This is a genomic window from Chitinivorax sp. B, from assembly GCF_005503445.1.
In the GTDB taxonomy this organism is placed as follows: domain Bacteria; phylum Pseudomonadota; class Gammaproteobacteria; order Burkholderiales; family SCOH01; genus Chitinivorax.
Genome location: NZ_SCOH01000052.1, coordinates 18773 through 30285 on the forward strand (window position 1 = coordinate 18773; position 11513 = coordinate 30285).

9 protein-coding genes are annotated in these 11513 nt (G+C 54.7%); 4 read left to right on the forward strand and 5 right to left on the reverse strand.

Features of this window, described 5'->3' with window-relative positions; all coding sequences use genetic code 11:
- From FFS57_RS21735 to FFS57_RS21750, 4 genes are read right to left on the reverse strand one after another with little or no spacing between them, the layout of a single operon-like run.
- Positions 1-540: a GNAT family N-acetyltransferase gene (locus tag FFS57_RS21735; protein WP_137939935.1), complete on the reverse strand. Its 540-nt coding sequence runs from the start codon at positions 538-540 to the stop codon at positions 1-3.
- Positions 541-590: 50 nt separating this feature from the next.
- Positions 591-1358 (reverse strand): sulfite exporter TauE/SafE family protein, encoded by a 768-nt coding sequence (locus FFS57_RS21740; RefSeq protein ID WP_249384116.1) that lies wholly within the window; start codon positions 1356-1358, stop codon positions 591-593.
- The gene (locus FFS57_RS21745) at positions 1345-2277 is read right to left on the reverse strand and encodes an isoaspartyl peptidase/L-asparaginase family protein (RefSeq protein WP_137939936.1); all 933 of its coding nucleotides are present in this window, start codon (positions 2275-2277) and stop codon (positions 1345-1347) included. Before FFS57_RS21745 ends, FFS57_RS21740 begins: the two co-directional genes overlap by 14 nt.
- A 2-nt stretch (positions 2278-2279) precedes the next feature.
- Positions 2280-3125, reverse strand: a complete 846-nt coding sequence (locus FFS57_RS21750) for a 23S rRNA (adenine(2030)-N(6))-methyltransferase RlmJ (RefSeq protein WP_137939937.1) — start codon at positions 3123-3125, stop codon at positions 2280-2282.
- Between the two features lie 330 nt (positions 3126-3455).
- On the opposite strand from FFS57_RS21750, the gene FFS57_RS21755 reads away from it, so the two are divergent.
- The 3 genes from FFS57_RS21755 to FFS57_RS21765 all read left to right on the forward strand — a co-directional run bounded on the left by FFS57_RS21755 (position 3456) and on the right by FFS57_RS21765 (position 9087).
- Positions 3456-7271: a response regulator gene (locus tag FFS57_RS21755; RefSeq protein ID WP_137939938.1), complete on the forward strand. Its 3816-nt coding sequence runs from the start codon at positions 3456-3458 to the stop codon at positions 7269-7271.
- A complete protein-coding gene (locus FFS57_RS21760) occupies positions 7268-8209 on the forward strand; it encodes a diguanylate cyclase (RefSeq protein WP_137939939.1) in 942 nt (313 codons plus the stop codon). The genes FFS57_RS21755 and FFS57_RS21760 overlap by 4 nt, the downstream gene beginning before the upstream one ends.
- 254 nt (positions 8210-8463) lie before the next feature.
- A complete protein-coding gene (locus tag FFS57_RS21765; RefSeq protein ID WP_137939940.1) occupies positions 8464-9087 on the forward strand; it encodes a GNAT family N-acetyltransferase in 624 nt (207 codons plus the stop codon).
- 64 nt (positions 9088-9151) lie between these two features.
- Here FFS57_RS21765 and FFS57_RS21770 read toward each other — a convergent pair whose 3' ends face one another.
- On the reverse strand, positions 9152-10528 hold the full coding sequence (locus tag FFS57_RS21770) for a S41 family peptidase (RefSeq protein ID WP_171014134.1): 1377 nt from the start codon (positions 10526-10528) through the stop codon (positions 9152-9154).
- A gap of 799 nt (positions 10529-11327) precedes the next feature.
- Between FFS57_RS21770 and FFS57_RS25620 the strand changes: the two genes are divergently transcribed.
- Positions 11328-11513, forward strand: a 186-nt coding sequence (locus FFS57_RS25620; protein ID WP_212749170.1) for a hypothetical protein, incomplete at its 3' end; no start/stop codon positions are given.

Here is an 11513-nt window from a genome sequence, read left to right on the forward strand (position 1 = left end):
TCAGGTAAGCGGCTCTTTCAATCGCGCAGTTAGCGGCCCAAGGTCTTGCCACTCATAGCGATGCTCAGGAATCTGGATGCCATCCGGTGCTGCCCAGATACCGTCTGCGCTATGCTGTGCACCCAACTGCTCGTAAAAGCGGCGGGCAGGCATGTTGGCGGCAAGCGCCCACAAAAACAGGCCATCCTGTGGTCGATGGCGGTAGCACCAATCGGCGGCCCGCGCAACCAATTGGGTGCCGATACCCTGGCCTTTGAATCGGTGATCGACATGCAGATTGTCCAGATACGACCATCCTGGTTCGGTGTGTAGATAAGTACAAACGAAACCGGCCAACAGGTCCTCATGTTCTGCAACCAGCACAGACTGATCCGAGGTGGGCAGGGTCAAGCGGTCGTGCCAGATGGCCGATCGCTCGGTGATGACTTGCTCATCCAGATAACGGTCACAGAGGATGCCACGGTAGGCTTGTTGCCAGCTTTGGGCGTGCAGGGTGGCAATGGCTTGAATGTCGTGTGCAGTGGCAGGGCGAAAATGCATGGTGAAAATCCGTCGGTATGAAGTCGTGATTGTGGTGTGCGGTGTTGTGCTCAACGTATAAAAAACAATACGGTCATGGCCAAACCTGTCGCAACGATGAACCGCCTCAACCAGTAGGCGGGAATGTGCCCAGCAAGGCGGGCACCAGCATATCCGCCTACGGTGGCTGCCAACATCATAAGCAGGGCGTGGCCCCAGACAATGCTGTCAGCCAATGCATACAAGCTGACTGCAATGATGGTCAGGGTGGCGGAAAGCAGGTTTTTGACGCCGTTCATTCGCTGTAGATCGGTATCGCCCAGCAGATTCAGCATTGTCAGTAGCATGATACCCAGCCCACCATTGAAGTAGCCACCATAGATGGATACCACCAGCAAACCGAGCGAATGTTTCCGGCTGGTGTAAGTCGGGTGCTGACGAAGGTAGGTCAGCCACTTGGGGCCGGCAGCAAACAAGACCGTTGCAGCCAGTAGCAACCAGGGAACCATATGGTCGAACAAGCGGTCAGGTGTCAGTAACAGCAATGTTGCGCCCGCTGCCCCACCCAGCAGACTGAGCATGACCTGTTGAACCAATTGTTGACAGGGGATGGTCTGTAGCACATTGCGAAAACCCCAGGCGCTGGCAAGGTAACCGGGAAGCAAGGCCGTTGTACCGGTGGCGTTGGCTGCGACAGGTGGTATGCCGCATGCCAGCAGTGCTGGCAGGGTCAGGAAGCTGCCGCCGCCGGCTACTGCATTCAATGCACCAGCCAGAAAGGCCGCCGGAAGTAGAAATGTTGCGTTGTCGACAACTGTCATGGCCTCAAACAAGGTCATGGTAGATCGCGACCATCCGTTGGCCCTGGCCATTGACAGCAGCACGGTACATACCTTCAGTGCTGAACGGCATAGCAATCTGGCCATGGTGATCCACCGCGATTACGCCACCACAACCGCCCATGGCAGTCAGAATCTGGATGGCGTCATCTGCCGCTTGTTGCAACGTGAAACCGCCATACCGTAACCGGGCGGCAATGTCATGCGCTACGGCTGTCCGTACGAAAAATTCGCCATGCCCAGTACCCGACACGGCGCAGTGAATGTCAGCCCAGGTACCTGCTCCGATCACGGGTGTGTCGCCAATGCGACCTGGCCATTTGGCGGTCCGCCCACCTGTGGACGTAGCGGCTGCCAAGCGGCCGGCATGATCCAGTGCCACGGCGCCCACCGTGCCATGTTTACGGTCTTCCGGCACATCGGCATCGCTACCGCCAACGGCCAGTCTTTCCAGTTCATCTTGCAGGGCTTGCCAGCGGCGCTCGGTATGGAAATAGTCTGCATCGCATTGTGGCAAGCCTGATTCGACAGCAAATCGGTCGGCAGCTTCAAACCCCAGCATGACATGCGGTGTGCGCTCCATCACGACACGGGCCAGTCTGACCGGGTTGCGGGTACGACGAAGGCCTGTCACGCTGCCCGCTGCCTGATTCGGGCCATGCATGATGGCCGCTTCCATTTCGATCTGGCCTGCGCTGTTGAAAACGGCACCACGACCGGCATTGAATAGCGGGTTGTCCTCCAGGACGACCACGGCTTCGGTGACGGCATCCAGCGCGCTACCGTGTTGTTGAAGGATCGTCAGGCCCGCATCCAGTGCGGCATTCAGACCGGCCAGATAAGCTGCTTCCTGATCCAGGCTCAATTCGCTGCGGCGGAGGGTACCGGCACCGCCATGTATGGCCAAGGCGATGGTCATAGTTATTTCACCTGCTGTTCCAGTTCGAAGCTGGCACCGTTGTCCAGCCCCAGTTCGGCCACCAGCCAGGGCATTACACTTTGCAAGGTGCCGTGCAGCGTCCAGGGTGGGTTGATGATGAACAGGCCGCTGCCATGCATGCCGAAGCCATCCGCCTTGGGGGCATGGACGCTGAGGCTGACGTGCAGCCAGCTGTCGATCGGCAGACGTTTGAGTTTATCGACGAACTGCAGCGATTCCTGCCGCTGCAGTTTTGGGTACCACACGGCATAGACGCCATTGGCAAAGCGCTTCAGGGATTCCTGCAGGCAATGTACCACGTGCTGGTAGTCGCGTTTGTCTTCATAGGGTGGGTCGATCAATGTCAATGCCCGGCGGGATGGTGGGGGCAGAACGGCTTTGATGCCTTCAAAGCCATCGGTCATCTGGACTGTGCCCCGCTTGCTGTGTTCGGCAAAATTCTGTTGCAGCAGCTCAGCATCGGTTGGGTGCAATTCGAACAATCGCAACCGATCCTGGCTGCGTATACATTGCAATGCCACCCAAGGTGAACCGGGGTAGAGCACCAGCTTGCCAGACGGATTCAATGCCTTGACCACGGCGACATATTCCGCGAGCGCTGGCGGTAGATCAGTGCGGCCCCACAACCGGGCAATACCACCCTGAAATTCAGCATTTTTGGTGGCGTAACCTTCGCGTAGCGAATAGACGCCAGCGCCGGCATGGGTATCGATATACCAATAGGGTTTGTCTTTCTGGTTCAGATATTGCAGCAACTGCATCTGAACAAAATGCTTGAGGACATCGGCGTGGTTGCCGGCATGAAAGGCGTGACGGTAGCTGAGCATGGCGGGCGATGGGGATCAAACCGTTGGATGATGCGACACCGCGCGGGTACCGTCAATCTTTCGACGATTTGGCATTGCAGATCAAGTGTGCCGACTATACTGCCATTGACAGTATGGACATTCGAATTGTGCTGTCGGCAGTATGTTCGTCATCGTTTGCCGGTGCGTGAGGGGGTTCGCGTACCGGTTTTTGCATGTTTGCGCCGCAAGGCATGCCAGCGAGGCCCGGTTTGACCATGTTCCGGTGTAGCGCAACGTTGATTGACAAATGTTGGCCAGCATCCCGCTACCGTTGGGGCTGGTATTCAATCATCTCCGCGGGTTCGGCCCATGACCGATAGCACGTTTGACGAGCTGGTTGTGGCGCCGTCCCGTCGCCATGGCATTGGCACACGACTTAAGCTGGCGTTTGCGCTGGCAGCAGCTTCCACCGTACTGGCAGCGGGGTCGGCAATCTGGATGTTCCAGCAGGTTGATACGGTGCTTTCCCATTTGACCTCACAGCATATACCGTCCAGCTTGAGCACTGCCCAGTTGAATGCCGTTGGACAGTCACTCTCCGCTGCGCTGGCTGAGCTGACCATGGTCGAGTCGACCACTACTCAGTTGCCGGCTCAGCAACGGGTCAATACGCTGTTGGCCGACATGTCGAAACAGCTTGCACAAATGGGGACCGTCGACCGGAATATGCGCATTGAAGTTGAAAAAACGATGCGATCCTTGCAATTGAATGCCACCAATCTACGGCAACTGGTTCTAGGTCGATTGGAGCTGGACCAGCGTCAGCGGGCATTGTCCACAAGAGCTGATGAGGTGGTGCGGATAGTCGGTAGGCTGTTGGCATCAAGGATGGCGAGGCCGGATGAAGTCGACCGGGGGAGGCATCGTCAGGAGCCAATGCTGACAGGCCGACTGCAGTTACAAACCGATGTAGAGCAAATGGCCAATCTGATCAGGCTGGCTGAGCGGGCGGCGGGTACTTCGCAATTGATGGCGACGCAAACCGCATTTCGCCAATGCTACGATCGAGCACTAACGACATTACATGATCTGCCGGCATCGACTGAGCTCAAGCATCAATTCAACACATTGCATTCGATTGCAGATGGGATGGACGGCATGTTCCGCGCCAGCGATCAGCAGTTGGGTCTGCTCCGCATTACTCGGCAAATGCTGACGGAGAACCGCCAATTGGTCGCGCAATTGTCAACCATGCTGATCGAGCTGAACACCCGTCATGACCAGGAAATGGATCGGCAATTACGGGAGCTGACTGTTCAATTGCACGTCAGTACTCTCGGGCTGGCCGGGTTGATGCTGATCAGTCTGTTGCTGTCGCTGGGTTTGGGGTCCATTTACGTCGGGCGAAATGTCGTCGGGCGACTGGCGGATGTGGCACGTAGCATGCGTGAGATTGCAGCCGGTCGGCTGGATGGGCCATTGCCAAAGCAAGGTGATGATGAAATTGGCGACATGGCTCATGCATTGGATGTCTTTCGGGATGTCATCCTGCAGTTGAAAGAGCAGTCGGAAGGTATGGCACGCAGTGAAGCGAGGTTGTGGTCGATTTTGGCGGCCTCGCCATTCCCACTGTGGATTTCCAATCTGGAAACCGGGCGACTGATCTATTCCGATCGGCGATTCGGGGAACTGTTCAAGCTGGGGACGATATCTGGCGATGAGCCATTGGAAATTGCCCAACTGTTTGCTGAGCGAGGTGCCTATGCTGACCTACAGATTCAACTGCGTAGCCAGCCTAGCATTAGCGATCTTGAACTACAGTTGCGTGCGCTGACCGGGGAGTTGGTATGGGTCATGTTATCGGCCGTGCGTATTCAGTACGCCGACCAGGCGGCGGTATTTGGTGCATTGCAGGATATTTCCGGGCGTAAACAGGCCGAAGAACAACAACGCCTGGCAAAAGAGGCTGCCGAGGCTGCCACCCGTGCCAAATCAGCTTTTCTGGCCAACATGAGCCATGAATTGCGCACTCCCTTGGCCGCTATCCTGGGGTATACCCATCTGATGCAGCAGACCTCGCTGACCCAGCGGCAGCAATCCCTGCAGCAAAAGGTCGGTACGTCGGCCACTACATTGCTGGAACTCATCGACAGTATTCTGGACTTCTCCAAAATCGAAGCTGGCAAGTTAGAGCTGGAAACGGTTGATTTTGATCTGCAACAGGTGCTGGATCGAGTCACCAGCATTGCCACCTTACAGGCGGATGCCAAAGGGTTGTCACTGGTGATTGCAGTCGATCCGATGGTGCCCACTGCCTTGCGCGGTGATCCGTTGCGATTGGGGCAGGTATTGCTGAATCTGGTCAATAACGCCATCAAGTTCACCAATCAGGGAAAGGTGATGGTCACAATTGCAACTGGGGACATGTCCGAGCGCCAGGTTGAGCTGCAGTGCAGTGTCAAGGATACCGGGATTGGTATGACCGGTACGCAGATGGCGACCATCTTCCAGTCTTTCACCCAGGCGGATAGCTCCACCACGCGTCGATTTGGTGGTACTGGGCTGGGGTTGGCCATTTGCCGGGAGCTGATCCACCAGATGGAGGGTGAGATCGACGTCAGCAGCCAGCCGGGGCAAGGGACGGTGTTTCGTTTCAATATCTGGCTGCAACGGGCGAGCCATCAATTGCCGCTGCTGGAGAACAAAAATTGCCTGCAAGGCATGTCCGCGCTGGTGGTGGATGACAATGCGGCAGCGGGACGTGCAGTGATGGAATGGCTGACCGGCTGGGGTATGGCGGTACGTTTGGCCAGTAATGGCGAGATTGCATTGCAGCTTCTGTCCGCCACCCAGGATAGCATTGCATTGCCACAGGTGGATTTGATCACGCTCGAACAGTCACTGCCGGTGATGGACGGGGTTGACACAGCACGCCAGGTTACGGAAATGGCGCAGACCAATGGACAACCCAAGCCGAAAGTGATTCTGCTGGTGAGTCATGCGTTGGCTGCAGATGCCGCCCTGCCGGTGGGCGTGGATGCGGTACTGCAAAAACCGATCCGGCAAGGTGCGTTGCAGGAGATGGTGCTGCGTTTGCTGGGCCATACACCTGCCGTGGCAGCGGCACCGGCCGGGCGGACCGCGCTGCGGGCTGAGCTGCAAGGGATGCGCATTCTGCTGGTGGAAGACAACGATATTCTTTGCGAATTTGAAGTTGACCTGCTGTCCTCAATGGGGGTTTTGCTGACGGTTGCGAAAGATGGTCAGCAAGCGGTCGATCTGATGGCCAATCGCGATTTTCACGTGGATGCAGTGCTGATGGATGTGCAAATGCCCGTGCTGGATGGCCTGGAAGCGACGCGCATGATTCGTCACCTGCCTGGGCGTGAGCAGCTGCCGATCATTGCCATGACGGCACATGCTATCGATACCGAAAGGCAGCGCTGCTTTGATGCTGGTATGAATGACCATATTTCCAAGCCCATTGATCCTGACCGTCTGGCGCGGGCACTGGTGCAAGCAGTCTATCCCAGTGTGCAAATGGGTGAAAACTGCATGCCGCGCATGGGGCCGGATCTACCGGTTCTGCCAGGACTGGATCTGGTGACCGCCTTGCATCGGCTGGGTGGCAAGACCACCTTCCTACGTCGCATGTTAAGTCGCTTTAGAACCGGATATTCGGATGCGGCACATCGTTTGCGTGAGCTACTCGATTCGGTGCAGTATGACGATGCCCGGCGTTACGCTCATTCCTTGAAAGGGGTGGCCGCCACCCTGGGGGCAGATCGTGTCGCCACCGTGGCCACGGATATTGAGCAGCGGATCAACCGACGAGAGCCAGACGGTATCGAGCGTGAACTGCAAGAACTGGATGCAGGCCTGGCAGTGGTATTGAGTAGTATCGATAGTTGGTTGCCACCGTGTCCTCAGCCGGCCGTGGTGTTGCCACCTGGTTCGGCACGGATCGAAGCGATCAGCTCATTGGATGAGCTTGACGCTCTGTTGCGGTTACGGTCGATCAGTGCTCGTCGCAGATTTGGTGAATTCAGTGCACTGATAGCAGCGGTGGATGAAGCGGCTGCCCGTGACATCGCTATTGCACTTGAGCGTTTGGATTTCCCGTCGGCCCGTCGTTATCTGGCGCCCGTGCTGGCACATTATGCAGAAAGGAATGACTCGACGTGATAGGCCAGCCCACTATCCTGATTGTGGATGACGAGCCTGCCAACATCGAAGCCTTGGCCAGCTCGCTGGAGGAGCTGTACGAAGTCCAGTTTGCACTGTCAGGGCAGGAGGCATTGGCCCGTGCACGCATGTCCCCACAGCCGGATCTGATACTGCTGGACGTGATCATGCCCGAAATGGATGGCTTTGCCATTTGCCGATTGCTTAAGGTCGATCGTCGTACGGTGGACATTCCTGTCATTTTCGTCACGGCACTGGCGAATCCAGATGAGGAGGCCAAAGGGTTTGATTGTGGTGCTGTGGATTTCATCATCAAGCCGTTCAAGGATGTAGTGGTGCAAGCTCGTGTTCGCAATCATCTAGAAATCAAGCGTACCCGTGAATTGTTGCAACGCCTGGCCGTGACCGACAGCCTGACCGGACTGGCCAATCGTCGTCACTTCGAAGATGCACTGGCTCATGAAGTCAACAGGCAGCGTCGGCGCCGTGGCGATTTGGCGCTGGTATTGATCGATGTCGATTTTTTCAAGCAATACAATGATTATTATGGCCATCCGGCGGGTGACTACATCCTGAAAACCTTGGCTGAAGCGCTGTCCAGCACGTTACGCAGGCCTGCTGATCTGATTGCCCGTATCGGTGGTGAAGAGTTTGCCTGCCTGTTACCAGAGACTGAACTGGCTGGTGCAATGGCCGTGGCGGAACGTATTCGCAGCAATATCGAGGCTTTAGCCATGCCGCATATCCATTCAAGTGTGGCACCTTATGTGACGGTCAGCCTGGGGGTGGCGATTGTCGATAGCGCTGAGCCGGATGCGAGTGCCAAGTTATATAAATTGGCAGACGCCCAGCTGTATAAAGCCAAACAGCGTGGACGTAATCGTGTGGTAGGAATCGAGATGCCTGTACTGGAATCCGCTCGGGGAATGGTGCCTTAAGCCCGCTCATCGCCCAGGCGTGGATACTGCAAGCGGTTTGCCCGTCGATGGCTTCATGTGGCCTGATCGCTGCGAATGCAATGACCAAGCGGTTTGTTTGATGGTGCTGCAAATTGAACGAGCATGCATTGTGCTGGCCATATGGGCGATCAGGAGGAGTAGACACACAGCTGCTTAGATCGCCACTGGGCCATCGCGCCTGTTGACCTTTTTTCAAGCTCGATTCGCATTTTACTCTCAGTGAAGGCGTAATCATGATCGGTATTGAAACCAAGGTGTCTGGAAACGATATTTCCGCCAAAGTTCGGGTACATACACCGATTCAAGGTCCTGTACCCGCTAACCTGGTTGCATCCAAGAACCCACGTTCGCACGACATCTACTCGAAATGGAAAAAAGGCGGTAAGAAGTATGCAGTCTTTAAGGATTCTTCAGTAACCGACTTAAGCTGCATCGGATATGGGTACGGCATTGTGGATGGAAATGATATTCATATCTATCGGATTGATATCGATGAGGATTTTCGAGGCAGCGGTTACGGTCTCGCCCTGATGCAGGCGTTGCTGATGGTGGGGATAAAAAGTGGCGCAACTGCAGATGGGAAGGTGATGTTGGTTGCGGATGCCAGAGAAAGTGACGAACTTAAATTGGATAAACAGGCGCTGAATGAGAAAAGCGTTGATCTCACGATTAGAACAAAGCAACTCTCCAAATATTACAAAAGAATGAGTTTTTGCAAGAATGTGGAAGACAGCGAAACGGATTATGTTTGGCAGCGCCCAATGTGGGCACAGATTGGTGCGGTCATTACCAATATCCAGGTATGGCGAAGTGCCAAATACAAACATTGTCCCGTGTGGTTTTGGCAATTCCTTTGACTCAATTCATGATTGCACTGATTGAACCGGTGCGCTATCCAGGATGTAACTAACGGTATATCAGTCAAGATGGTTGATCTGGTGGTGGATTGGGTATTGGCTCAACATGGGGGGGTGGGTGCTGCGTGTTGAGCAATGCTTCGGCGGCTTCCAATATCCGATCCCGGTCCTGCTGCAAATCCTCGACTGTGACGACAACGGGTTTATCTGGCACCACACCAATTCCCTCGACTCGCTGGCCATCTGCCAATACGAAGCCAGCCTCGCTATAGGCCAACCGACCGCCGCCAGGTATCGGGGTGTAGTCGAAAAAGCCCAATAAACAGCCACATGAGGTCTCGCCCACCACTTGCGCCCGGCCGATGGCCTGCAACGACGATGACAACATTTCTGCCCCGCTGGCGGAATTGCGGTCCACCAGGACTGCCAGCGGTCCTTTATAGGCATATGGACCACGGCCATCAGCCTTCTGCTCAAGCGATAGAATCTCAAAGGTATTGAAAAACAACGTGACAGGCTGGCCGCTTCGCGTCAAGGTTCGGCCCATCACTACCGGCTCTGCCAGAAACTCACTGGCAATCTGCCAGACCATATTCAAGGCCCCGCCAGGATTGCTTCGTAAGTCGATGATGATACCTGGTGTATCATGAAATCCCCTTAATGCCTCGATGACTGGCCAGGTCAGGCTGGGTTTGAATTCGTTGAACCGGATGTAGCCGTAACCAGATGGCAACCTGCGGGAAATCAGGCGGGGTGGGGAATTCAGCACCCGGCGAGTCAGAACGGCGGCAATTTCACTGCCATCCGGTCGTTGAAACCGCATCGCTGCCTGGGTATCGGGCTCCCCTTGTAGCAGCTTGCCCAGTGCCACACGATCACGTGCCCGCAAGGTAGAGCTGTTGCGCACATTCTGTTGTAAACGGGTCAGCGTGGAGATTGCATCCTGCCCGTTGATGCTGATCAGCTGCATACCTTTTCTGACACCAGCCCACCATGCATCGCCTTCCGGTGAAATCGCATCGACGAACAGCTCATCATTATGCCGTATCAAGCCGAATCCAAATGACACCATGGCACTACGATCATGTAATTTGGCTTCTTTCGGTGATTCAACCCGAGTATGCCCATCATGCATCTCACCAGCCATCTGATCCAGCGCCGCCCAAAACGCATCGTCATCCGGTGCATTCACCACCAGGGGGCGATATTGATCCCTGACTGAAATCCAGTTCACGCCATTCAGGTTTGGATCGTAATACCGCTCATTGATCGTCGACCATACAAAATCAAACGCCTGCATTCGCAATCCCGCGTCCAGTTTGTCCGGTACCGATACCACGGATAGCTGCCGCAACAAAATCCGATTGGGGTCAAGGTGGTGACATGCTGTCAGTAGCCAGGCCAGAAATAGATATATAACCAGGCGAAAGCCGTATGCCATGAATGTGTTGAATTGCTTGATCAATGGCTTGCAGGCAAAAGAATGGTGAACGAAGAGTGGCATCGAAGGAATGACGCAACGCAAGTATGGTAATGGGTATTGTAGTACGCGCAGCGGGTGCGGATGACAGTTTGGCTGGTGTTTCGGGGAAGGGCTTCACCATGACCCGTTGTCGTGCAGTTTGATAACTTGGAGACGACCTGTAATGAATGGCCTGGTAAAGGTAGTGATAATCAAATGACTGGCAAGGTATTGTATTGCATTTTGTTTTTCCTGGTTGGGCTGGCTCGTCTATTAAGAGCCGCTAACAAAACCCTTCTGGTGTTGTTGTGCAAACTTGTCGTACTCACGTACTGCCTTCGTTTGCACGCCTAAGCAGAATCACTTCGCTGGGTTTTGTTAGCGGCGCTAAGCGCAGTTGATATTTACTGCAGGATTGATTGTGCCACTACCTGTTGCTACCGATTTCCGGCGTGAAAAATACAAGTCATTTTTCAACATGGCCATCTGTTTTTTTCGTTGTGAAATTGGCTTGAAAAGCCGGGTGTCTACCCAGAGGTGCACTCAAGCAGCACTACTGGAGCGATGGTTACGTGGGTGTCTGCGGATCATATTGGCTTGTGTGCAGATCAATAGTGGTATGGCTATATGGCTGAAGTATAAGGGCAATTTGGCGAGAATTTTAATATTTCCTGAAGGCTTGATTAAGTCAAATTAATCCGATTTTGCGAATGTATATTTACCTCTGCTATAAGATTGATTCCTGTATCGGTATGTATGGGCGCCGAATGCGGGGAATGTGGCTGATGCAAAAATAATGCATTTTTCGCTATACATGGGTCATCGTCAGCTGGATATATTGTTCAGAGAGCAATGCAGCCTGAATGACATGGTTGTGACGATCGGTGGAAAGGTAAGGTCAGTGGAAGATTTATTGAGTGCAGATGAATTGATGCATCTGGCGATCGAGGCGAGTGGCCGGGAG

Bases quoted from the DNA above. Each gene is read 5' to 3' on its own strand.
- FFS57_RS21735 (WP_137939935.1), bottom strand. From the start codon at position 540: ATGCATTTTCGCCCTGCCACTGCACACGACATTCAAGCCATTGCCACC.
- FFS57_RS21740 (WP_249384116.1), bottom strand. From the start codon at position 1,358: ATGACCTTGTTTGAGGCCATGACAGTTGTCGACAACGCAACATTTCTA.
- FFS57_RS21745 (WP_137939936.1), bottom strand. From the start codon at position 2,277: ATGACCATCGCCTTGGCCATACATGGCGGTGCCGGTACCCTCCGCCGC.
- FFS57_RS21750 (WP_137939937.1), bottom strand. From the start codon at position 3,125: ATGCTCAGCTACCGTCACGCCTTTCATGCCGGCAACCACGCCGATGTC.
- FFS57_RS21755 (WP_137939938.1), top strand. From the start codon at position 3,456: ATGACCGATAGCACGTTTGACGAGCTGGTTGTGGCGCCGTCCCGTCGC.
- FFS57_RS21765 (WP_137939940.1), top strand. From the start codon at position 8,464: ATGATCGGTATTGAAACCAAGGTGTCTGGAAACGATATTTCCGCCAAA.
- FFS57_RS21770 (WP_171014134.1), bottom strand. From the start codon at position 10,528: ATGGCATACGGCTTTCGCCTGGTTATATATCTATTTCTGGCCTGGCTA.